This is a genomic window from Megasphaera sp. DISK 18 (assembly GCF_001682955.1).
Classification (GTDB): domain Bacteria; phylum Bacillota; class Negativicutes; order Veillonellales; family Megasphaeraceae; genus Megasphaera; species Megasphaera massiliensis.
Genome location: NZ_LUGJ01000046.1, coordinates 1 through 23,903 on the forward strand (window position 1 = coordinate 1; position 23,903 = coordinate 23,903).

Sequence of the window (23,903 nt, forward strand, 5' to 3'; positions counted from 1 at the left end):
AACTCGAAGGAGCTTGTCAAGCACGTTTTTGAAAAATTTTCAAATCGTACTCGCGTCGGCTGTTGTCTCAGCCGGACTGTCTTAAGATTTCTCCCTGACAGCTTATTCAGTATACTCCCGTGTAAAGGAATTGTCAAGACTATATGTAGAAAAGATATACAAAAAAAGGCCCGCTTCAAAGAGGCGGGCCTTACAAGATGCATTATGGATTAGAATTCGGCTTTCCAGATGCCGTGGAGATTACAGGATTCATATACGACGCCGGAATCGACAGCTGCGAAAACGGCTTTCGGAGCATCGCCCGGTTTCAGGAATTTAACTTCCAGTTTGTCGTCCGTTGCCAAGGCAATCCATTCGATGTAATGTTCTTCGAGCATCGGATGTTCTACGGAACCAACGGTAACTTCGATGGTATCTCCCACGCGTTTTACGTCAGGGATATGTTTTTCTTTAGCTGCGTCGACAGAGCCGACAGCAATCGGCGTTGCGCCTTCTACGATACCGCTGAGTAATGCTACTACATTTTTACCTTCAAGCTGATAGAATTTTACGTCTTTCATGTTAACTCCTCCTCTGTGAATGGTTCAAATATATGATTAATAATAGGGTAAACATAGTTAGGTATTTAGCAACAAAGCTTTATTTTTGTTTTATTCTACCTTATGAAGTCATCCTTGTCAACCGATTCATGCATAATGAGCATGCTTATCATTGAGCAGCGAAAATAAAGGCCCTGACGGAGGTTTTGTCAGGGCCTTTATGTAAGCGGTTATATACTATTATTCTATATCATTATTTGTTGAGGAGAAAGTAAGGTTTAAAACTTAGCGGAGGATGGCACCGGAGATGACCATCTGCTGTACCTGGTTGGTACCTTCGTAAATCTGAGTGATCTTAGCATCGCGCATGTAGCGTTCGACCGGATATTCACGGGTGAAGCCATAACCGCCGAAGACCTGTACAGCATCGGTCGTGACCTGCATAGCGACATCGGATGCGTATTTCTTAGCGATAGCAGCATCGACGGAATAGGATTTAACGTCGGGCTGGGACATTTTCCAAGCAGCTTTATAAACGGCCAGGCGGGCTGTTTCGATCTTGAGTTTCATATCAGCCAGCATGAAGCTGACAGCCTGGAATTTTGCAATCTGTTTGCCGAACTGCGTACGTTCTTTCGCATACTGGAGAGCAGCATTGTAAGCGCCTTCTGCAATGCCGAGTGCCTGAGCACCGACACCGACGCGGCCGCCGTCGAGGGTCATCATAGCAATCTTGAAGCCTTCGCCTTCTTTGCCGAGGAGGTTTTCAGCCGGGATTTTAACGTCCTGGAATACGAGTTCACGCTGTACAGAAGCGCGGATCCCCATTTTAACTTCTTTTTTGCCGTAAGTGAAGCCTTCCATGCCTTTTTCAACGATGAAAGCGCTCATGCCTTTTGCACCGAGGGATTTATCCGTCGAAGCGAATACGACCGTAACGTCCGCTTCACCACCATTGGTATTGAAAACTTTAGAACCGGTCAGGGTATAGCTGCCGTCTTCATTTTTAACAGCAACGGTAGAACCATTCAAAGCATCGGTGCCGGCATTCGGTTCGGTAAGGCCGAATGCGCCGAGTTTCGTGCCTTCTGCCAAGGGTTTGAGGTATTTCGCTTTCTGTTCAGCCGTACCGAATTTCCAAATCGGCCAGGAGCAGAGCATGGTGTGTACTTCGAAGCTGAGAGCAATAGAGGGGTCGACTTTAGCGATTTCTTCGCAGGCAACAGCCAAGCTGAGGAAGTCAGCGCCGACGCCGCCGTTTTCTTCTTCCCAGGGAATGCCGAGAAGGCCGAGGGTACCCATTTCGTCGAGGATAGCGCGGTCAAAAATTTCTTGTTCGTCGCGATCTTTTACAGTGGGAGCTAATTTTTTTTCAGCAAAATCTCTGGCGAGATTTGCGATATCTTGCTGCATTTCGGTAAGTTTAAAATCCATGGTAGGTGTTCCTCCTAAAAATAGTTCTTATGCCATACTTAATATTTATAAAAAAGGACGCCGCCAAACGGCGCCCTATTTTATGCTTATGGGTGATGATTATTTGCCCTGGAAGTTTTTAGCACGTTTGTTTACAAATGCGTCCATGCCTTCTTTCTGGTCGGCCGTGGAGAAGCACAGTGCAAAGACTTCGTCTTCATAAGCGATACCGGTGATGACGTCGCAGTTGATACCGCGGTTGATAGCCGTCTTAGCGAGCTGTACAGCGATAGGTGCATTAGCCATGATTTCTTTAGCCGTCTGTTTGCAGACATCCATCAATTCAGCCTGGGGAACGACTTTGTTGACCAAGCCGATGCGATAAGCTTCGTTAGCATCGATCATGTTGGCACGGAAGATCAATTCTTTGCCATAGCCGCGGCCAACGACACGGGGAAGGCGCTGAGTGCCGCCGAAGCCCGGGGTAATGCCGAGACCAACTTCAGGCTGGCCGAATTTTGCATTGTCCGAAGCATAACGGAAGTCGCAGGCGCAGGCGAGTTCGCAGCCGCCGCCGAGAGCGAAACCGTTGACAGCAGCGATGACCGGCTGAGGAAGGTTTTCGATGCGAGTAAACGTATCCTGGGAAATCTTGCCAAATTTACGGCCTTCAACAGGGTTCTTCGTCGACATTTCTACGATGTCGGCACCGGCTACGAAGGATTTAGCGCCGTCGCCGGTAATGATGACGACTTTGACCGATTCATCGTTTTCGATTTTGCCGACGCAGTCGTTCAATTCCGTAACCGTTTCTGTATTCAAAGCGTTGAGGGCCTTGGGACGGCTGATTGTTAAAATACCGATACCTTCTTCGTTGACGAATTTAATGTTTTTGTAATCCATAATGAAAGCCTCCTAATATAGTTCTAATCGTAACTAACTATGTTCTATTTGTCGGTTCGTCTTGAACCAACATTGTGACTACAGTATACAAATGACCGACTTGGAACAAAACAGGAAAGGCTTGCCCTTTTTTGCATAGAATTAAGTCCTTGTGAATTTTTTTGTCAAATTCGTTGTTATCGTCCGTGGTATGTGATAAAATGTACATGCTTGTTGAACTTAATTTATACAGCGAATGAATAATTTTCATAACATATTGAAAGATATGTAGATTCCTACATCAATATAAAAATCCATTCTAAGGAGGCCACTATGATTTCAGATGGATATTCTGCAACGTTAAAAAAGCTCATTTCCTTTACGCAGGCTAAATTTATCGCCCTGGCTGACGTCGTCGGCTATGACGTTTCTTATGTCAATAAGTGGAGCAATGGTACAAAACTACCGTCTTCCCGCTATGTAGAGCGGATAAATGAAGATATGGGGCAGTATTTTGCCGAACTCATCGTCAAGCAAAAGAAGGAAGATAAGTTCTTCAAATCCTTCCCCATTCCGGAACAAGCGGAAGACCTGGGTTTTGAAATCAGCCAGTACTTATGCTCAGCATATCGGACGACACTACATCAAAACCGGGCTCCGAAAAGCAAAGAAAATCGTCCGTCCATCAAAGTCGTTACGGGCCACCATGATACTTCGGCTTTCTTAGCAGACCTCCTGCAAAAGAGCATCCAGAATCTTGAAGAAGACGGTGAACTCTTGGTACTCGGCGAATTCACTACCATCTGCAGTTCCCGATTCTGGAAATATTTCGAAGGACTTCAGTTCAAAAATAAGCTCGTCGTTCGTGTCGGACTGGACCTTGACAAATTGGAAGCCGACCCGGAAGCTTTGATTAACCTTTATCGCACGTTAGATGAATACCTCGATATTGACTTTGTCTTTTACGACATGAAGGAATCGGCCAATGCCAACCTCATCATCTTGAAAGGATCCTTCGTCGTTCAATATGCGTTGGACCCGCAAATGCGCTTTAAGATGTGCACCTATATCTTCGATGAATCCATGGTATGGGATATTTATGAAAAATTCAGCTTCACCGGCTCTGAACAGAGACCCATCATGTCAACGGCAAGTTCTTTAGGCCTCGATGAATTGGGATACCGCACGGCCTTCTATGCGACGACGCGCTTCTTTTTCTACTTGACCATCGGTTTTGAATTTCTCCTGCCCCACGAAGTGTTCGACAGTATCAGCCAAAACGTATCGCCGGAACGGGCATTTTCCATTCAACGCCTGTGCGTAACCTGGGAAGAAGTCCTCAATGCCGCAGAAATCACCTTCATGATACCGACGACGTCTCTCCTGCGCTACGTCGAATCGGGATATATCTATCTGACCGATATCGAATACAACCTGACGGCAGCAGAGCGAAAAGCCCACATAAAAAGCGTTCTCGAGGACATGGAAAAGAATCCCAAGCTGACCATGGGCGTCCTCTTGCCCTCCGTTAATGAAGGCTTCTACAGGGGAAAGGACCTGTCCTTCTATTCCAACTACAAGACAGGTTTCCTGAAAAAGAACAAGCGGAACATCCATAACGATGCCGATTCATTCTACATCATCAACAGCAATCGCCTTCATTCACTGCTGCTCAACGCCTTCCAAAATATGAAAAACCAGCCGTCGTACCGCCAGTACGACAAGGACGCGCTCAATAAGAAATACGAAACGTACAAGCCCCTCATTGAACGGACCGTATCCTTATCCAAATAATAAAATATGCCGGCAACGAAAAACAGGCTCCATGATTCATGGAGCCTGTTTTATATCGCGATTCAGCTTATTTTTTCAAATCTTCTTTCATTTGTTTCAAGCCCATCGGTTCATCTCTAAAGAGGAATGCCGGCATGATTTTGACATCGTCGATAATCGGAGTGAAGCCCATCTGATCGAGGACGTCTTTCTGAAGATCGATGCCCGGTGCAATTTCCGTAAGGTGGACGCCGTCTTCTTTCATTTCAAATACAGCTCGTTCCGTGATGTACAGGACATGCTGTTTATGTTTACGGGCATAGTTGCCGCTGAAAGTAATGTGACCGACTTCGGGAACGAATTTCTTGACTTTCCCTTCCTGAAGGATGTGGAGTTCACCGTCTTTGATTTCTTCGCGGAGTTTCCCCGTCGTAAAGGTACCGCAGAAGACAACGCTTTTCGTATTCTGGGTGATATTGACGAAGCCGCCGCAGCCGGCAATGCGCGTACCGAATTTAGAAACGTTGATATTGCCGTCTTTATCGCATTCAGCAAGGCCGAGGCAGGTCAGATCCAAGCCGCCGCCATCGTAGAAGTCGAACTGTGTAGCCTGGTCCATATAGGCTTCGGCATTAACCGAGGCGCCAAAGCGGACGCCGCCGAGAGGAATGCCGCCAATAGCCCCGGCTTCGACGGTCATGGTCAGGCTGTCGCCGATGCCTTCTTCGTTAGCAACGGAAGAAACGAGTTCCGGAATGCCGATGCCCAAGTTGATGACCGCTTCATTGCTCATGTTGAGGAGCAAGAGAGCCGCCCGGCGGGCAATGACTTTTTTAGCATTGAGCGGAGCCGGATCGAGGGCTTTGACGGGAATCGTCGTTTCGCCGGTCAGGGACGGATCGTATTCACAGTCGAAGGACTGCTGGCGTTTCGCCTCATCGTCAACTTGAACGAGGTAGTCGACATAGATTCCCGGTACTTTTACCAATTTCGGGTCGAGGGTACCGCCTTTGACGATTTTTTCGACCTGGACGACAACCGTGCCGCCGCTGTTATGAACGGCCTGTGCTAAAGGCGTTGCGTCAAAGGGGGACACTTCCTTACTCATGACGACGTTACCCCATTCATCGGCATAGGTGCCGCGGATAAAACCGACGTTCATATCCATACGCGGATAGAAGAGTTGTTCATGACCGTCGACTTCGACGACTTTGACGAAGTCTTCTTTGGTAACGTCATTGAGGCGGCCGCCGCTGATGCGGGGGTCGGCAAAGGTATCGAGGCCGACGTGCGTAATCGTGCCCAGACGGTGAGCTGCAACGTCGCGGAAATACTGAGCCAAAGTCCCCTGGGGCAGGTTGTATGCCTGAATCTTATTGTCGTTTACCAGTGCCTGGAGGGCGGTAACAGCATTCCAGTGACCTAAGATGGCTTTTTTCAGCATGCCTTCATGGGCGAAGTGATCGCCGCCGCGGCCATCGGTATTCCCCTGGGAGGCAGCGTAGATAAGGGTCAAGTCTTTCGGAGCACCGCTTTCTAAGAACCGTTCTTCAAGGGCACTGGTCAAGGCTTCAGGCTGACCGGATCCAACAAAACCGTTTGTCGTTACGACGTCGCCGTCTTTTACCAGCATTGCCGCTTCTTGAGCTGTAATTATTTTCACTTGTTTCATGTCTTCCATCTCCTATATCTCACGTTTCATGACGTGTTCTTCGTGATTTCAGTATACAAAAGGTTGGAGTGGAATAATACATGAAAAGGATGGACTATTTTTGTATGAAAAAATTCCAAGAAGTCAAATTATTCAGCTTCCAGGGCATTCCATGCTTCATCGGCCCGTTCGACGAACATATGACGGATGGCATCGTTTTCACCGAGACCGTGAATATAGGGGGTAACGGTAATGCCTTCTTTTTCAAGAATGCTCTTATGGGAATCTTCTTCGGTACCGGCCATATCATTGTTGGCATGGTCGCCGGCAACCATCATCATCGGCATGAGGGTAACGTGTTTGATGCCTTTAGCTTTGAGCATGGGGATGACCGTATCCAAGTGAGGCCAGCCTTCGACGGAATAGATGTAAACGTTGCCGAGTTTTGCGGAATCGAGACGGTTCTGAACGACGGAGTAGTAGGCGTTAGCCGGATGGGGCGTACCGTGGGCCATGACCAGAACGGCCTCTTGGTCACCGATCTTAGGGAACTGGGTCGAAAAAGCTTGGACGAATTCTTCCACGTCGTCGCGCTGATCTTCTTGGCCCATCCAATAGAGAATCGGCGTACCGAGGGTCATTTTCTTGAAGTCATTTTTATAGAGGTCAAAAATAGCCGAATCGTAGGCGTATTCCATGCCCGGAATGACATCGAGGGAGGTAATGGCAACGCGGGTATAGCCGTCTTCTTTCAGCTGTTCCAAGGCTTTTTCCGGCGTCGGGATATCAAGGCCTTCTTTGGCTTTAATGCGGTCGACGATGATATGAGACGTAAAGGCTACGACGACTTTTTGATTCGGATGAGCTGCCTGAATGTCAGAAACGGTCTTATCAATCGTCTTCTGGCGGCTGTCTTTATAAGTCGTGCCAAAACTGAGTACCAAAATGGCGTCTTTATTGGCGACGTTCTGCATAGCCGGGTTGTTATAGGTACGGACGCCGATTTCAGCGGCCTGCTTTAAGGCCGGTGTCGGATTTTTGACTTCCGGATTGAGGGTATAGCCGGCAGCAAAGGACGTGGCGCCGAAGGCACCCATAGACGTAATAGCCAGGGACAGGATCAAGGCGGTTTTCAATTTTTTACAACGCATAACAATCTCTCCTTTAAATAAAAAAGTAAAATTATATACATTAAGCGTTCACCATCGAATGATTCCCATAAAAAAAGAGCCTCGCACAGATGTTCATGACATCATGCGAGACTCTTCCTAGTCTATATCGTCGTAAGTTCTGACTATCAATCGCCATCCCCATCGCTCGCAGGTCAATCGGTGATTTTTAACCAGGCAGTTCTTCTGGCTCGGAATCACAGCCTTGCTGCGCCTTCCCATACGTTCGTACAGTGGCATCATAGCAGCCGGGCTCCTCCTTACAGCGGCGGGACCGCACCGGTCTTTCACCGGACTTCTCTATTGAGCTTACGCACCTGATATACGCTATGTATTTGTAAAGAAATAGTAGTTAGCCGATTCCTTATCTTATAAGACTAAGGTCGGAGCTACATAGGTACGAGCCAGTAATTCCTGGTTGAGGGAATAGAGGCCCTTAGCATCTTTACCAAACAGTTCATATTTTTTAAGCAGGTCGTCGGCATTTTTTTCTTCTTCGCCCTGTTCTTTGACGAACCAGTCGAAGCACTGCATGGTGCGGTAATCATGGACGCTGTCAGCGGCATGATAAATTTTATTGATCAAGGACGTTACATACTGTTCATGTGCCAGGCCTTCTTTGAGGACGGCTTCTGCGCTTGCAAAGTCGTTCTGAGGCTGTTTAACGGCTTCAAAGATAACTCTTTCACCGTTGTTGTGCAGATACGTCCGCATCAACATGGCGTGGTCATGTTCTTCCTGAGCCTGGATATCGTACCAGTTGGCAAAGCCGTCGAGACCGTTGTCATAGAAGTAGTTGGCAAAGGACAAATACAAATATTCAGAGAAAAATTCTTCATTAATCTGAGCATTAATTAATTCTTTTACTTTTGCATCAAGCATAGTAATACCTCCTTATAGGTCTTTATCTTTAAACTCGCACAAAACTGGTTTTTATTTAACCAGCTATATTATAACACATTTGGAAGATGCTTAAATATAGTTTAAGCTATTTTCCACAAAAAATCAATATTAATTAATTATATCAAGGGCCCTTATGATGACTGTGACTGCCATCCTTGTACTCGACATGGATGGTTCCCATGTGGACCTTACCGTCGACAATCGACAAGGCATCTGTCGAAACGTCACCGAAGAACATGGATACGACGACATCTTGGAAATGGAGGTCTTTACCATCCTGAGCAAAGGAACCGGAAATGCCTCGGAAGGGAAGGCCATGGTAACGTCCCGGGCCGGACCAAAAATCTCCATAAACAGCTTTCGTTCCAGTCGTGCGATTTTCTTCCATATGAAGATTGAGGTCGACATCGCAGCGCAAAAACAGGTCATGGGCAGCAATGCTCCCCTGAAGCTGGGTCCCTACGATATCCGCCGTGTAGGATTTATCATCTAAATTGACCTGTCCCCGTCCCTTCATAGAACCGCCGAAAACACCGGCCGTGACATCACGGATATCAAGAAGGCCTTTTTCATAGTGAACCTGACCTTTGACGTCGGTAAATACTAAGGTCGTAATATCGAGCTTATCCATCGTCAAAATCCCGTCGATGACAGGTTTATCTAAGGGGCCCTTTATGTCAGCCGATACGGTCGCCGGATCGTCGATATCGAGACCGGCGCCGAGGGATTTCGGATTGCAGTCGGTCAGGAGAAGGAATAAGTCATACTGCGGCGTTTCCGGTGCAAAATCAATGCTGCCTCGGATGCGAAGAGATTTAGCCGCCACGGTTCCGGAAAAGGGGCCGGCCTACAGATTGATATCGGTCTTTCCCTTAGTATGGATATCCGCATCCAAATCGACGTCTTCCATGGTAAAGTGACGGTCCGGCGATTCCGCTTCAATGACGCTGTGATGCAGTACGACACGGCAGTTAAAGGGGCGATTGCCCTTAGGTCCCGTAAGTTCGATGACCTTCTTCCCCTTTTTATCACTGTCGCCGGGATTAGACTTGATGTGCTGAAGTTCCATCTTATCGTTAAAAATCAGGTGGAGGTAGGCATTATTCAGGGTCACTGTTTCAAGTGTCTGGGTTCCAATGCGCCCGGTAAGGATATCGCTGATCTTGACGGTAAACTCTCCGTCCGGGACCTCTACCAACTTCTTACCGTCCTCATCGACCCAGAGCAGGTTTTCAAAGGAAACGGTCCCACCCGGTGTCGCTGTCAGTCGTTCCACCGTGACCGTCCCCGGGAACAATTGGCGTTCGGCAACGGTCTTATTAAAAATATCGGCAGCCTTGTAGCTCATATAAAAGCACAGTCCATAAAGGGCTGCAGCTAATACTAAGAAGACCACGAAGCCTCGTATAATTTTTTTCTTATGACGACGAACCCAATTACCCACGCGAACCTCCATAGCTGCTGTATTTTGAACAAAACATAAAAATCAAACCGCCAAATGATAAGAAATGAGTCATTTACAAGTTTACTATTCCATTAAACAAAGGACGATTTCAAAATAAAAATCGGCATAGTTACCGCTATTATTGTTATATCAATCAATGTAAACCCGTTTCATTTCCATCTTACCAAAGAGTGATGTCGAAGGCCGTATCCGATATCAAAAATGCTGCCCCCGGAGAGACAGCATTCATAAAAGTTTTTAATACCATTCGTTGATCCAGTTTTTTTCTGTAGGGAACAAGTCCTGCAAGATCTCTAAGGCCGTATCCGAACCTTGGAGTTTTTCATTGAATACCAGGTCGTTTACGTCCATGGCACCAAAGACCAATAAGGCCAGAGTTCCGATAGGCATGGTAACATCAGCATCCTTTGACATTTCTCGGGTAACAATGCCCCGGCCATCGGTTACGGTCAAGGTAAAGGTGCCGCAGTTCCAATCGGCCAAGGGATCTTCCGTATGGAAGGTAACCGTACCGTCACTTCGATACGGCTGCTGTTCCAAAGCCCCTTTGACGTCGACAATGCGGCCGGTCATGAAGGGCATCGTTTCATGGCCCGATTTTCCATCGGGATAGAAGCGATAGGACTGGTCGTGAATGCCTTCGTTCCACTGAAAGGCTTCGCCTTGAGAACGATGGTTATACATGTAACCGAGAAGGCCGGCCTTGCCTTTACGAGAGGTGTAAACAAATTCACCACTGACAATCGTCGGTTGTCCCAATTGATAAAAGGCATATCCAATAGGCGTATCGCCATCGAAACAGACGGCAATATTGCCTTCTCCCAATTGAGCGTCGATATGGCTGCGCCAGCTTTTTTCATCGCGCAGGGCATAGCCGGAAAGCCCCTTCGTATAGCCGTCATACACGGCTGCCAAGTATGGCCATTGGTCGCTGCTGTTGACGAAGGCGTAGCGAACGGTACGATCCGTCAACGGGCGCAGGGCTTCAAGGGGCAGCGTTTCTTTCCACTGATGGCAATAGAGTTCATAGCCGTAAGGCTGATAGAAACCGGCCTTACTGGGCATGAGGATATTGACGTAATGGCCGCGTCGTTTCATTTCAACTAAGGCCGCTGTCAACAATTTACCGCCAATGCCGCCGCGACGGGCTGCCGGATGGGTGGCAAGGCCGACGATATAAGACGTATCAATGGCCTTGCCCCTTAGGGACAGTGTGTAGGGATTGAGGTGCGTCAGGCAGGCCATCTCATCATCTTGAAAACCCATGAGGACATTTTCCGGCTGATAGAAATTGTTAAAGTACCACTGGAAGAACGGGTCTTCCCGATGTTCAAAGCAATAGTCCCAAAGGCTTTCGACGAGACCTCGGTCTTCAGGAGATGCCAAGCGGAAATCCATAAAAAAGCCCCCTTATTTCTTACGCAGCGTGACGTCGTACTTTTCTACGAAATGGTCGGGATTGTACGATTCCTTGGAATGGCGCAGGCCGGGAATCCCCATGTCTTCTTCACGATTGATGTAGGTCGTATGGCCCCAAGCGTGGACGACGAATTCATGGTTAATGGCCTGGTAAAGACCGCGGATCGTAGGATCACTCTTTTCAAAATGGATGATGGCCGTATCATCGTTGAGCATTTCACCGATGGAAAAGGCCACGATTTTATTATACATACGGATAGCACCGCCCGTCGGCTGCAGTACCGACCAGTTATTAAAGACCGTTTCGATAGCGTGGCGTTCTCCTAAGAGTTCATCGTCGTCATCGCCGTCTTCGTGCTGATTATACCAAGTCTTTTCGGCTTCGAGACATTCGTCAAAGATATCTTCTGTAATGGGCACATATTCCCAGTTACCGATATATTGATTTCGGAAGTGATTGAGATTATTTTTCTTCTGACGGAATTTTTTACCGGATAAGTTGATCAGGCTCTGGGTCAGGTATACGTATTCGTAATTGTCCCGGTCAGGTGTGAAGTCATAACAGTCTTCACAGAGGGCCTTGATTCGTTCGACAGCGGCCGGCGTAACGCCCTTCATGAGAAAGGGATAGCCGTGTTCTTCGAACCATTCATGCATGCGCAGGACGCCTTTGACAAAACTGCCGTCTTTACGGGCAAAAGGCGGAATCCAGAACTGCTTTTTACCGCGGCCGGAACGTACATAGAGGACGTTATCTTCTTCGGCCCACTGGATTTCATAGGGCTTTTGCCAAGCAAATAAGGTCATAAAGGTCGCGTCGGCCTGTTCATACCGCTTTTCATTAAAATAGGCATCGATGAGCGGTTTATCTTCTAATCTAAATTCTCTGAATTGAATAATAGTAATCTCCCCCTAAAAGTTACAGCACCTTAGATACATAAGGATTGTCATTAATATAAAAACGCCAGGGAAAATGCTTTCCATGAGTTGCGTAATCGATATTAATGCGCGTCGTCTGCACGATATCAACGGCAGACCCGGTGTCATCATGAGCGATATAAAGGCTGGGCCCCGTTAAATCAAGCTCATTATGCACTCTTGTAATTCCAAACGCCTGACAGAGCTTCCCCGGCCCGTTTGTCAGGTTCTTGCCGAGCTTCTTAGCCTTGCGGCGCTCGGCCATCAATTCCATTCCAATGACCGGTTCGACAGCGCGAACAAGGACAGCCTGCCCCTGTCCGGACGGACCGGTAACGACATTGAAACAAGAATACATTCCATAGATCAAGTAAACGTAGCTAATACCGCCCCTATGAAACATGGGAGCCGTTCGGCCGGTCAGGCCGCGAAAGCTATGAGAGCCGTCGTCAGCTACGCCGTCACAGGTACAACCGTAAGCTTCTGTTTCGACAATTCGTCCGGCACAAAGGCCTTCCGGAGTCTTATGAACAAGATATTGTCCCAGAAGCCTTTGGGCAACGGTTACGGCATCGGATAAAAATTCCCGGGGCGTCCAAGTAGAGCCTATCATGATTTTTTCCGGTATCCTAAGGAATGTGAAATTTCATTAGCAAATTGACTGGCTTTAAACAGCATCTTCTGACGAATAGAGTCATAAAAACGCATAGACGGACCGGCAATTGTCAAGGAAGCAATGACCTGCCCTTCGAAGTTAAAAATAGGAACAGCCAGGGCAAACAAGCCATGTTCGCTTTCATCCTGCGTAATGGCATAGCCGTTATGGCGAATGGAAGCAAACTCTTCTTCAGACATGTTGCCGTATTTATCGATATAGCCTTGGCGTTCGTCATCATGAGCCCAGGCCAAAAGCACCTTGCCGGCAGCTCCCTTGTAAAGGGGCAGGGACTCACCGATAGGAATGACCCGTCGAAGTGAGTGAGTGCTTTCTACATGATCGAGGCAGATGCGAAATTCACCTTCCGCAATATAGATACTGACCGTTTCATTAAACAACTGTTGTAAACGTCGTAAATAAGGTTTAGCCAAGGTGACCACATTTTCCGTCCAGTGCGACGAGTATCCGAGAGCCAGCGCCTTAGGTCCCAGGCGGTATTTCTTGGATGCATCGCTGCGAGTCAGGTATTGACGGCGTTCCAGCGTGTTTACAATGCGGAATGCCGTCGACGTGTTCAGGCCCGTATGCTCGGCGATTTCCTTTAAGGTCATCCCCGTATTGCACTCGACGAACAAATCGAGGACATCAAGGCTTTTTTCCAGAGATTTCAATAAACTGCTCTGATGTTCATCTTTGCCCACTGGCCTCACCCTCCCTTGAAATTATGACTTTACACTCATTCCGATTTCCAGTGAATCAGGCGGATCGGAAACGACAATATCGCCTTCTTGAAGGCCATCTAAAATAACGACGCGGCCGTCCGATTCATCGCCGGTCAATACGGACCGAGCATCGGCTAAACCGCTGCTGTTAACGATGTAAACGAAATCACCGCTGTCCTTGGTACGGACAGCTGTCTTCGGAACGGTAATCTGTGAAACTTCCTGCGGCGTGGCAATGCGGACGTGGTAAAATTCACCGGGAACAAAGAGATTCTTGGCGTTATTAAAGGTAACTTTTGCCATATAGGAACCGGTTGACGGATCTTTTTCGGTTGCCAAGTAAGTCAATTCACCGGTTTCCGTTTCGCCGGAAGGCGCAATGATGGAAATTTGCAAACTGCCTGCACCCTTAGCCTCAGACAAGGCCTTAACATACATTTCCGGTACGGCAAAGGTAGCAACCAACGGTGACATCTGTTGAATCGTCGCCAATACATTGCCGGCAACGGCGATAGACGGATTGTCGGATACGGCCGTTACCCGCCCTTCGATAGGCGAATAAATCGTCGCATTCCCCAGCATGTCGCGAGCCGTCTGAATGGCTTGCTGGAGCTGAGCAATTCGTTCTTGATTGACCGGTGCCGCTTCAGGAACCTGGACAGTCTGAGTGCCGCCGCCTGAATCGGCCATCATCTGATTGTATTCAACCTTGGATAAGGCCCCCATATTATACCAGGCTTTCAATTCAGCCCGACGGCCGCCATTATCGCTGCTGCCGCTGTCCGGAACGGTAACCGTCCGATACGTCGGAGCCGCTGCCGCAGATGCCGCTACCAGTTCGGCTTCAGCTTGACTGACACTTTGTTGATATGGGGCAGCATCGACTTGGGCGACGACGTCACCGGCTTTTACCTGCTGACCGACGGCCAGCGGAGTCGATACCAGCTTTCCCGAGATTTTTGGAACGATGTTGGTTACATTCAAAGCCGTAATATTTGCATCTAAGGTCAGGGCTACGGGATGGTTCGACTTGGAAACCGTCTCTGTTTCCGTAGATACGCTGTTACCGCATCCCGACAGGACAGAAACCGCGAAGGCCGCAGTACAGGCCAATACAGCCCATTTCTTTAATTTCACGATATCCCTTCTTCGCATACGTTAAAAAAACGTGTAATACAACGTAACCAGCACGACGCCGGGCAGGCCAAACAGACCCATAATAAGGCCTGTTGCCAGCGTAATCGGAACGTGCTGAAAACCAAAAAGATAGCCGAAATGATTGACGCCGTATAATACGATAAGGCCAATGATGACATTGACCACGAGATGGCGCATAGGAGTCAAAATCACCTTATGCACCAAATATAAGATAACGACGCCGATGGCTATCGACAGATATTCCATACCTTCCTCACATTTCCTGCCGATTGGCAACGGCACCTGCCAGTGTCGCTTCGTCGGCATATTCGATATCGCCGCCCATAGGAAGTCCGCGGGCAATACGAGTTACGCGAATGCCGGCCGTCTTGATGAGACGCGACAAATACAAGGCCGTTGCTTCTCCTTCCACATCCGGATCGGTGGCCAAGATAACTTCCCTTACATCGGTATTGCCCAAACGCTGCAGCAATTCTCGGATGCGCAAATCCTCGACATTAACTCCGTCCAAAGGAGAAAGGGCTCCGTGAAGGACGTGGTATAAGCCGTGGTAATCACCGCTTCGCTCGATAGCCTGGACGTCCTGCGGCGTTTCTACGACGCAGATTGTCGAATGGTCGCGGCTGGTATCACTACAGATAGGGCAGGGGTCCTGAGAAGACAAGTTGAAGCAAACCGAGCAAAAGTGCATATTTTCCTTAGCATCGCGAATGGCATTGATAAATTCATCGACGCGGCCCGTCGGCTGCTGAACGATGTAATAGGCCAGCTTCCGAGCCGTTTTAACGCCAATCCCCGGCAGGCAGCGGAACTGCTCGGTAAGCTTGTCTAACGGCGTATCCATTAGAACATTCCCGGCAGGTTCATCCCGCCTGTAATCTTGCTCATTTCCTGAGCCATCATGTCGTCAACTTTCTTATTGGCTTCATTGACGGCAGCTACCATGAGGTCTTCCAGCATTTCTGCATCTTCCGGGTCGATGATGCTCGGATCGATGTGAACGCTTTCGACATTTTTTTCACCGTTCATGACGATGGTCAGGACTCCGCCGCCGACCGTCGCTTCTACGGTGCGTTTTTTCAAATCTTCCTGCAGTTTCTTCATTTCCTTCTGCATCTTCTGTACTTTTTTCATCATGCCTTGCATATTTCCACCAAACATTTGATATCCTCCTGTTTCTTTCAAGCTTATTTTTTATTTTCTATATATATATTACAATCTCCCACCGTTTTAATCAATGGCCCGAGAGCGGCCCTTTCATCGGCGTTCATGTCGTCGACAGAGGCCGGCTGCCACACTTCTTCGTCGGATTCGGGCAAGGCTGTAGGAGCTTGAATATCGGTTTCAGGTATTTCCGACAGCGGTTCAGGTTCCGGTTCCGGTTCCGGAGGTCGGACGACTTCCTGGACTTCCGGAACGACCGGCGCTGCCGCTACGGATTTATGCTTTTTTTTTTCGTAAGTCTTCAGCTCATCGTCCCCTTCAAGGAACCCCTGCATATGATAGGCCCCTCCGAGGACGGAAGACAAGGCTTCATCGGTAAGTTTAAAGTAATCTTCGCGATTCGCCCGTTTAACCATGAAGGCCGTCTTAAAGGCGACGATAACCTGCCCATCGCCGATGTAAACGACGCGTCCATTGCGGATACAGGATAGAACAGCTTTCTTCTTCTCTTTGTCGAGAATGGCACACATCTTATCCCAAACGTTCTGATAATCAGCCGATACGACAGGAGCTGCATCCGAAGCTGCCGGCTGAGCCGGCGCCTTCGTTTCAGGCACATTCTGATGAGCCGGCGCTGCCGTCGGTTCTGCCGACGGAGAAGTCGGCTTTTGATTGGATTGCCTTGAGGGGACAGCCGCAAACAAAGCATCTTTTCCGGAAGTTCGTTCGACAGACGGCGCCATTCGTTGAACCGATGTAAACTCATCATCGGGGAAGGGAACGGCTTCTTCCGGCGCACTAAACGATTGATAATCGTCTTCTTCCGGTACGGGAATCGCCTCGTGATGCTGCTTTTTAGGCGCCGGCTTCGGGATATGCGCCCCCGTATCAACAGCAGTAACAGGCTGTGTTAATTTACGGGCCGCCATGAGCAGCCCCATTTCAACGGCAATGCGCGGAACCGGCGACGTTTTCGCCGTCAGTAAAGCCTGCTGCAACACATCGACGACTTGAAAAATAGTTTCCGGCGAGGCAGACTTCGCCTGTTTACGAAGTTCCCCCATGCTGTCACTGTAAGCCGAAAGCGTATCTGATCCGGGTGCTGCCTGACAGAGCATGAGAGCCCTTAAATGGGCTAAAATCTCGGTCAGGATCACCCTCGGTTCTTTGCCCAGTTGGATGATATCGTCGACGCCCTTGATAATGACGTCGCTTCGCCCGTCAAAAATAGCCTGGGACAGAGAAAAGAGCCAATCTTTTCCTATGAGACCCAGTAAATCGCGGACCAATTTTTCATCGACAGCCCCCGATGTATTGCTGACGCATTGGTCGAACATACTCAAGGCATCGCGCATGCCGCCGTCGGCTTGGACGGCCAAGATATGGGCGGCCCCTTTCGTCAGTTCAATCTTTTCCTGCTCGGCGACGTAGAGCAGGCGATGGGCAATATCGGCACTTGTAATACGGCGAAATTCATAGCGCTGGCACCGCGATAAAATAGTCAGGGGAATCCGTTCCGGTTCCGTCGTCGCCAAAATAAAGATGACGTGTGCCGGCGGTTCTTCTAATGTCTTCAACAGAGCATTAAAGGCTTCTGTCGTCAGCATATGAACTTCGTCGATGATATAAATTTTCTTATGCCCTTCGACGGGCATAAATTTTATCGTTTCCCGCAAGGTGCGGATATCTTCAATACTACGGTTGGAGGCGGCATCGATTTCAACGACATCTAAGGATTCACCGCTCATAATATGGAGACAGGCTTCACAGGCATTGCAGGGGTGAGCCGTCGGTCCGTGAACACAGTTCATAGCCCGGGCAAAGATTTTGGCCGTACTCGTCTTGCCGGTCCCGCGAGGGCCCGAAAAGAGATAGGCATGAGCAACCTTGTCCGTCTCTATCGCTTTTTGCAATGTCTCCGTAATATGGGACTGGCCGACAACATCTTCAAATCCCTTAGGCCTCCATTTACGGTATAGTGCAATGTATGCCATCGATACCTTTCCTTCCGTATATGAAAAAAAGCAGCTAACCGCTGCTTTTACCAACTGAAAAGTACTCGTGTATGGTAACCCGCCAGGTTTCCTCGTGGCACATGGAAAGATCTACTTATTGCTGCTTCCTCTCGGACCTGACAAGGTTCATAGGTTCCCATTGCACAAGCCCCAACGGATTACCACGCACCAGTACTCTTATTAAGTTAGCTACATTATTATATCGTGAAAAAACGATTTTGGCAAGAAAATTTCTGAAAAAATCAAGAATTTTTTTCAATGAGTCCCAGTCAGCCCTTATTCCGTATATAAAAACTCGCATGGCATCTGCCATGCGAGTTTTATCTACGATTTCAAAGCGATGAAGCTGAATCTTAGTAGTGATGCCAAATATCGACGCGGCGATTATCGGCACGACCTTCTTCAGTGTCATTGGTGCTGGCCGGATCGGTCTTGCCTTTGTAATCGAGGACCATCTGAGAGGCCGGAACTCCCTGGCTTTCTGCATAAGCGGCAACGTTGTCTACGCGGCGTTTCGAGAGGTCATCGTTGTAAGCGTTGCTGCCTTTAGCATCGGTATTGCCGACGAGTTTAAAGGTGTCGTTCGGATAGGCTTTAGCAACCTGGACGAAGTGGTCCATCTTTGCTTTTTCAGAAGCAAGAGGCTGATCTTCGTCAAATCCGAAGTGAACGCTTTCGAGATAGTAGTCGTTAGCCGGAGCCTGGGTCGGAGCCGGAGTATAAACCGGGGCCGGAGCCGGTGCCGGGTTGTAAACAGGAGCTGCCGGTTCCGGAGCTTCTTCCTTAGGACCGCCGCCAAAACGATAGGAAACACCGGCAATGAAGCCCTTGTAAGAAATATTGGCATCGTCATTTAAATCGCCTTTATCACCAAGTTTGGTGTTTAAATAACGATAACCGGCGTTGACGTCGAGATCCGGCGTGACATGGTAGCCGAGACCGGCTTCCCACATAGTCGTACTCTTGGTACCCAAAGCACCTTTTGCGTAAACGTCGAGTTTATCAGCCAAGGGAGCTTTGGCAATCAAGCCGATCTGAGCGATGTTGTTGGTATCGGATGCAGAATAACCGCGACCGCTCAATTCATTTTCAATGCGGCTCCAGCCGGCATAGGCTGCAAAGTTTTTATTGATAGAGTAAATGGCGTTTACTTCCTGCTGAGAACCGTCGGTACCAATACCGAGAGTTTCATTGTTGCCATCGGATTTCAGGCCATAGTAGTTATACTGAAGGCCCCATTTATCCGTAAGACCATAGGTTACGCCGCCCTGGAAGTTCCAGTTTGTATCTGTGCTGACATCGCCGCCTACACCAACGACTTTATCAGCATCAACGGAAGCCTTGGTATTCCAGGCGCCCAAATCAACCTGCCACTGTCCCTGTTCCCACTGCGTCTGCGGCGCAGCAAAAGCCAAGGATGCAGAGCATGCTGCCATAACAGCAGCCAAGACTAAAGATTTTTTGTTCATCATCAATCCCTGCTTTCTTATTTGAATTTAATATTGTCGCTTACGACATTATTATTTCATAGTATACCATATTTGTTTTACAATACAGTTACATTTTGCAATGCATTTTCATCATTACTTAAGAATTCCGATATCTTTTAAGAATCTATTTTCCCAACGTATGAAAGAATCGCATCTAAGACAGCCGGCAGTTTCTTCGATACACTTTCGATATTGACCCGTTCCGTCCTTTCATGGAGGTCTTTCCCCCAAGGACCTAAGAGCATAAAGGGGATTTGAAGTTTCTTAAGGCTGTTTAAGTCGAAGGGATAGGCTTTCCCCCATAAGAGAAGGTTCTTTTCAATCATCTTTTCATTAAAATTCGGATCGACGCAGCAGTAACTGCAGTCGGAAACGCCGTTAAAGTAACGGTTAAACCGGATGGATTCCATAGCGGACAATTTTTCCAACAACCCGGTAAAATCCGAATTTTGCGCGGCCATGCTGTCAGCTGCCGGATAATAAGGCGGGGCAAAGGCCACAACGGCCATGGGCGTCGTAATGCCGGTAAAATCAAGAATCTGTTCTAACAGGCGAATCGTTTCTTCAACATACGTACTCTTTCCTTCTTGGAGCGATACAAAGGATGCCTGTTTAGCAGCCTGATAAAAAACATCGAAGCCGGGATAGGCCATGGCCTGCTGCATGAGTTCGTCAGCACCGAGGACATCCATAGGGAAATCCCGCCCCATATTCTGAGACAAATCGTGAACGGCACGCCTCGTTTCTTCCAACAAGACATACATCACGTCATCCGGTGTCTTTTGATACGTAAGGAGATTCAAGGCCGCCGCGACGCGCTGAGGCAGGGTAACATCATACCGTTCCTTTCGGTCGCGGAGGTAGACCCAGGCCGGCGGCGGTGTCTGCTCACCCTCACAAGAATCGGTCAATTCTTTATTGCCTTCCGTATTGGCAATGAGTTGGGACAAGACGCCTACCGGATTGATTCCCGTATCATAGAGTCCGATGTGAACGGGTTTACCTTGAACAAAGACGACCGGCTGTATCTTGCCGACCGTTCCGGTAAACGAAATAATCTCGTCCTTTACCTTACGGTTCGGTTCACTGTCGATGAGGATATCGTACGTCAGGCGATAGGAATTGCGCAGTTCATTGAGCAAGGTGATGGCTGTCCGCATCCCGGCCGAATACGTTTCTTCGTCGGGAAGGGAAAGATACAGTAAACTGGCTTCTCCCGGATGTTTAGCATAGTCTTCAAAGACGGCCAATTGAGCCGCGGCACCGCCTTTCATATCACACGAACCGCGGCCGAACAGCCATTCTCCGCTTTCAAGGTCACGGCGTACGTCTTCATTCATATCTTTATGGGACAAGGCTTTTTTCAGTTCTTCCGGATCAAAAGCCTGGTCGCGCAGATTGCCGTATACTTCAATATCGACGACGTCATGATGATTCATAAAAATAACGGTACGACTGCTTTTCCCCCGAACCAATCCGTAGACGACGGATCGTTCACAGCGGTCGTTCGGTACGTGAATGAGTCCGCTGATAACATCCATTTCGGCAAAGAACTTCTGTAAATACTGTTCAATCTGTCGTTCTTTCGGCGTATTCGTCTCGCTGTCGATATGAATCATTTCCTGCAAAATTTCCATAATTCTTGCTGCCTGTGCCATAAAGACACCCCCTTCTATTTAAAAATCCACTTTTTGCGCGATACGTAATTCCATACGGTAACGATGGCGCTGGCCATGATTTTTGAAATCATCGGATTTAAGCCCAAAAATGCCGGCGATGTAAACAGCCACATGAGCAACAGGTTCCAGCCAAGGCCCATAGCACTGACGACGAACACCAAGGATACTTCCGTTCCTCGCTGATAACGGCTGCCGCTGTCAAAGACGAAGCGATTGCAAAGAATATAATGATACAGTGTCGATAAGGCAAAAGCCATGGTCGTAGCCGTTAAGACAGTCTGCGTCTGTACGGAAAAAACAAGGGCCGCCGACAGCAGCCTGAAAAAAATATAAAACAACGACCACTCTAATATGGCAGCCGAACCGCCGACCAAAAGGTACATAAAGATTTTCATGTACTCATTATCCGTGTAGTCAAATCCAAATATTTTCTTTTGCTTCATGGTTCCCCCAGAATCCTGCTTTCTTATTTTATCAATCTCATTATACGGCAGGAGATACAGAATTGCTACATCCTGACCGCTTTTCTTTTATTTCAAAAAAAATTGATAGCTATATATACTGAAATATGATAAAATATATAGTAATTAGTAATACGAAATATTTTCAGAAAGAAGGAAGATATCCGGTGGATTACACGAGATGTATTAACTTTTTACTAACTATTTCACAACATGAAGTATTTTTAATTTTTTCCGAACACTTGGCCGAATTCGGCATTACCCCCGGTCAATACGGCGTACTGGCCTGTCTTTGGAAAAATGAAACCCTGACGCCAAAGGAAATCGCAACGATTCTTCGCGTCGAAAACTCAACCATTTCCGGCGTCCTCGACCGAATGCAGAAACGGGGCCTCATCGACCGCATCCTGGACCCGAAAAATCGCCGCAGCATCCGAGTCAGACCGACGGAAGCCGGCATGGCCATCCGAGAACCGGTGCAGCAGAAAATCGAAGAATTAAATGACTTGGTTTTCAAAGATTTTACGCCCAAAGAGCGCGAAGATGCCTTGAACATCCTGACCCGAATCGGAAGAGTATGTTCAACAGAACTAAAAGAATAGCCGAAAAAGGTACTGCCTCGTCTGAGTCAGTACCTTTTTTCACGAACTTTTTCTTTTTATACGATGCCGGTCAGCATATAGAAGAATACACCGAAGAAGGCAATGATAACTTTTAAGATCGTAATGGCAAACATATCTTTATAGGCTTCACGATGAGTCAGACCGCAAATAGCCAAGGTCGTGATGACGGCGCCATTGTGGGGAAGGCTGTCCATACCGCCCGATGCCATAGCGGCAATACGGTGGACGACTTCTGCAGGAATGCCGACAGCTGCCGTTTCAGCCAAGAAGTGCTGACCGAAAATATCGAGGGCAATACTGAGGCCGCCCGAAGCAGAACCGGTAATACCGGCCAAGATGTTGACCATTAAGGCAACGTTGAAAAGGGGCATGCCCTGACCAATCCCTAAGAGGGCATCGGCGATTTCCATGAATCCCGGCAAAGATGCGATGACGTTGCCGTAACCGACTTCGGAAGCCGTATTCATAATAGCCAGGAGGGATCCTAAAGCACCGGCATTCAGAGCCGCTTTGATGCTCGTATTTTTGGACATGAATTTACGTCCTGTTGCACTGGCAATGATAATGGCTGCCAAGAGGCCTATGACGAGAGCCCAAATGGCGACGACATTGTGAACACCTTTAGCCAGAAGAGGAACATTCATGCTGCGGAAGGGGCTCAATAAAGACTCATCCCACTGGAAAATCATAGAGAAATAGAAGTTTAAAACTAAGACGACGATAAGGGGAATAATGGACAACTGCCAGGGCGGAAGTTTGGCTTCCGGATCGATGACCGTTTCGTTAAGGGTATGGTTGCCGTATCCTTCACCGGAACGAGCCAGTTGTTTACGACGGAATTCAAGATAAATAAAGCAGAGGATAATCAGCAGGGTCCCGCAGATTAAACCTAAGATCGGAGCTGCAAAGGTCGTCGTTCCCAAGTAAATCGTCGGGATAATATTCTGGATCTGAGGCGATCCCGGATAGCAGTCCATCGTAGCCGTGAAGACACCGGCTACAAAGCAGGCCGGAATCAAGCGTTTAGGAATATCGGCTTCGCGGAATAAAGCTGCTGCAAAGGGATAAACGGCAAAAGCACATACAAACATGGAAATGCCGCCGTAGCAGAGAATCATGCAGGCAAAGACGACGGCGAAGATGGCCTTATCTTTCCCGATGAGTCGAATCGTTTCCAAGGCAATGCTGCGGGCCATCCCCGTTTCTTCCATAATCTTGCCGAAAACGGCACCGAGCAGAAAGACCGGGAAGAAGGATTTGATGTAGGTAACGGCTTTCGCCATAAACAATTCCGTGTACCCCGGTAAGATTGGCAGACCGGAAAAGCTCGCTGCAAACAATGCGAAAATAGGTGCAAATAAAATGACCGAAAATCCGCGGTAAGCGAATGTGACTAATAAGAACAAACTCAATACAATAGCAATGATTTCCATATACTTATTCTCCTTTTCTTCTGTTTCCGAATGACTCATTTCGTACCCTCATCATACGTGAAATAAGCTGAGAATAAAATATAACGGCTTAAGACAGCCTTTGCGTTTTTTTGCCCAATTGGAAATTCCATGAATTCCTGCCATACGATTATCCGCATTTTTCCAGTTCAGCCCTATCATTATAAGTACCTTTATTCACGAGAAGCTTCAGACAAATCGAATATACCATCAAAAATCTGAAAAATATTTTTCTAACAATTTACCCCTCCTTCGGCAATGACTGCCTTTTTTCAAACTATCGAGGTTATGAAAAGTCCTTCACTCGCGATGACACACACAGACAGGTTCTGACAGTCGCCTCCACCCGT

At 48.0% G+C, this 23,903-nt stretch carries 23 protein-coding genes, 1 other RNA gene and 1 riboswitch; of the genes, 2 read left to right on the forward strand and 22 right to left on the reverse strand.

Translation table 11 applies throughout. The features are described from left to right. Positions 1-209 precede the first annotated feature (209 nt). The 3 genes from A0U42_RS09635 to A0U42_RS09645 form a co-directional block, all read right to left on the reverse strand. Positions 210-560, reverse strand: a complete 351-nt coding sequence (locus tag A0U42_RS09635) for a desulfoferrodoxin family protein (RefSeq protein ID WP_065360798.1) — start codon at positions 558-560, stop codon at positions 210-212. A 264-nt stretch (positions 561-824) separates the two neighbouring features. Further along, entirely contained in the window at positions 825-1,973 is a 1,149-nt protein-coding gene (locus tag A0U42_RS09640) for an acyl-CoA dehydrogenase (RefSeq protein WP_044503320.1), read from the reverse strand. A 99-nt stretch (positions 1,974-2,072) separates the two neighbouring features. Then, on the reverse strand, positions 2,073-2,855 hold the full coding sequence (locus A0U42_RS09645) for an enoyl-CoA hydratase-related protein (RefSeq protein ID WP_044503321.1): 783 nt from the start codon (positions 2,853-2,855) through the stop codon (positions 2,073-2,075). 312 nt (positions 2,856-3,167) lie between these two features. On the opposite strand from A0U42_RS09645, the gene A0U42_RS09650 reads away from it, so the two are divergent. After that, entirely contained in the window at positions 3,168-4,628 is a 1,461-nt protein-coding gene (locus A0U42_RS09650; RefSeq protein ID WP_065360799.1) for a hypothetical protein, read from the forward strand. A gap of 67 nt (positions 4,629-4,695) precedes the next feature. Here A0U42_RS09650 and A0U42_RS09655 read toward each other — a convergent pair whose 3' ends face one another. The 18 genes from A0U42_RS09655 to A0U42_RS09735 form a co-directional block, all read right to left on the reverse strand. Continuing rightward, positions 4,696-6,279: an acyl CoA:acetate/3-ketoacid CoA transferase gene (locus A0U42_RS09655; RefSeq protein ID WP_065360800.1), complete on the reverse strand. Its 1,584-nt coding sequence runs from the start codon at positions 6,277-6,279 to the stop codon at positions 4,696-4,698. A 128-nt stretch (positions 6,280-6,407) separates the two neighbouring features. After that, complete coding sequence (locus tag A0U42_RS09660) at positions 6,408-7,409, reverse strand: sirohydrochlorin cobaltochelatase (RefSeq protein ID WP_065360801.1); 1,002 nt, start codon at positions 7,407-7,409, stop codon at positions 6,408-6,410. A 176-nt stretch (positions 7,410-7,585) separates the two neighbouring features. Beyond that, positions 7,586-7,763, reverse strand: a riboswitch (cobalamin riboswitch). A 33-nt stretch (positions 7,764-7,796) separates the two neighbouring features. After that, a complete protein-coding gene (locus A0U42_RS09665; RefSeq protein WP_065360802.1) occupies positions 7,797-8,309 on the reverse strand; it encodes a ferritin in 513 nt (170 codons plus the stop codon). Between the two features lie 142 nt (positions 8,310-8,451). After that, positions 8,452-9,156: an AsmA family protein gene (locus tag A0U42_RS11840; RefSeq protein WP_255304161.1), complete on the reverse strand. Its 705-nt coding sequence runs from the start codon at positions 9,154-9,156 to the stop codon at positions 8,452-8,454. A 21-nt stretch (positions 9,157-9,177) separates the two neighbouring features. After that, entirely contained in the window at positions 9,178-9,726 is a 549-nt protein-coding gene (locus tag A0U42_RS11845; protein WP_255304162.1) for a hypothetical protein, read from the reverse strand. Between the two features lie 306 nt (positions 9,727-10,032). Further along, positions 10,033-11,193 carry an enhanced intracellular survival protein Eis gene (eis, locus tag A0U42_RS09675; RefSeq protein ID WP_065360803.1) on the reverse strand — a complete coding sequence of 387 codons (1,161 nt, stop codon included), beginning with the start codon at positions 11,191-11,193 and terminating at the stop codon, positions 10,033-10,035. 12 nt (positions 11,194-11,205) lie between these two features. After that, entirely contained in the window at positions 11,206-12,120 is a 915-nt protein-coding gene (locus A0U42_RS09680) for a DUF2156 domain-containing protein (RefSeq protein WP_368042867.1), read from the reverse strand. A gap of 13 nt (positions 12,121-12,133) precedes the next feature. After that, a complete protein-coding gene (locus tag A0U42_RS09685; protein ID WP_065360805.1) occupies positions 12,134-12,745 on the reverse strand; it encodes a DNA-3-methyladenine glycosylase in 612 nt (203 codons plus the stop codon). Then, the gene (locus A0U42_RS09690; RefSeq protein ID WP_044503330.1) at positions 12,742-13,491 is read right to left on the reverse strand and encodes an IclR family transcriptional regulator; all 750 of its coding nucleotides are present in this window, start codon (positions 13,489-13,491) and stop codon (positions 12,742-12,744) included. Before A0U42_RS09690 ends, A0U42_RS09685 begins: the two co-directional genes overlap by 4 nt. A 21-nt stretch (positions 13,492-13,512) precedes the next feature. Then, positions 13,513-14,649: an efflux RND transporter periplasmic adaptor subunit gene (locus A0U42_RS09695; RefSeq protein ID WP_065360806.1), complete on the reverse strand. Its 1,137-nt coding sequence runs from the start codon at positions 14,647-14,649 to the stop codon at positions 13,513-13,515. Positions 14,650-14,670: 21 nt separating this feature from the next. Beyond that, a complete protein-coding gene (locus tag A0U42_RS09700; protein WP_044503332.1) occupies positions 14,671-14,916 on the reverse strand; it encodes a pro-sigmaK processing inhibitor BofA family protein in 246 nt (81 codons plus the stop codon). 7 nt (positions 14,917-14,923) lie between these two features. After that, positions 14,924-15,514, reverse strand: a complete 591-nt coding sequence (gene recR / locus A0U42_RS09705) for a recombination mediator RecR (protein ID WP_065360807.1) — start codon at positions 15,512-15,514, stop codon at positions 14,924-14,926. Next, complete coding sequence (locus A0U42_RS09710) at positions 15,514-15,831, reverse strand: YbaB/EbfC family nucleoid-associated protein (protein WP_044503334.1); 318 nt, start codon at positions 15,829-15,831, stop codon at positions 15,514-15,516. Before A0U42_RS09710 ends, recR begins: the two co-directional genes overlap by 1 nt. A gap of 26 nt (positions 15,832-15,857) precedes the next feature. Beyond that, on the reverse strand, positions 15,858-17,828 hold the full coding sequence (gene dnaX / locus A0U42_RS09715) for a DNA polymerase III subunit gamma/tau (protein ID WP_065360808.1): 1,971 nt from the start codon (positions 17,826-17,828) through the stop codon (positions 15,858-15,860). Positions 17,829-17,871: 43 nt separating this feature from the next. Beyond that, positions 17,872-18,063, reverse strand: an RNA gene (gene ffs, locus A0U42_RS09720) — signal recognition particle sRNA large type. 139 nt (positions 18,064-18,202) lie between these two features. Beyond that, the gene (locus A0U42_RS09725) at positions 18,203-19,321 is read right to left on the reverse strand and encodes an outer membrane beta-barrel protein (protein ID WP_083122520.1); all 1,119 of its coding nucleotides are present in this window, start codon (positions 19,319-19,321) and stop codon (positions 18,203-18,205) included. A gap of 134 nt (positions 19,322-19,455) precedes the next feature. After that, positions 19,456-20,997 carry a M20/M25/M40 family metallo-hydrolase gene (locus tag A0U42_RS09730; RefSeq protein WP_065360810.1) on the reverse strand — a complete coding sequence of 514 codons (1,542 nt, stop codon included), beginning with the start codon at positions 20,995-20,997 and terminating at the stop codon, positions 19,456-19,458. A gap of 14 nt (positions 20,998-21,011) precedes the next feature. After that, positions 21,012-21,461, reverse strand: a complete 450-nt coding sequence (locus A0U42_RS09735; protein WP_044503438.1) for a GtrA family protein — start codon at positions 21,459-21,461, stop codon at positions 21,012-21,014. Positions 21,462-21,646: 185 nt separating this feature from the next. Here A0U42_RS09735 and A0U42_RS09740 point away from each other — a divergent pair, with 185 nt between their 5' ends. Then, positions 21,647-22,081 carry a MarR family winged helix-turn-helix transcriptional regulator gene (locus A0U42_RS09740; protein WP_044503437.1) on the forward strand — a complete coding sequence of 145 codons (435 nt, stop codon included), beginning with the start codon at positions 21,647-21,649 and terminating at the stop codon, positions 22,079-22,081. Positions 22,082-22,137: 56 nt separating this feature from the next. Here A0U42_RS09740 and A0U42_RS09745 read toward each other — a convergent pair whose 3' ends face one another. Next, on the reverse strand, positions 22,138-23,574 hold the full coding sequence (locus tag A0U42_RS09745) for a GntP family permease (protein ID WP_230198017.1): 1,437 nt from the start codon (positions 23,572-23,574) through the stop codon (positions 22,138-22,140). Positions 23,575-23,903 lie beyond the last annotated feature (329 nt).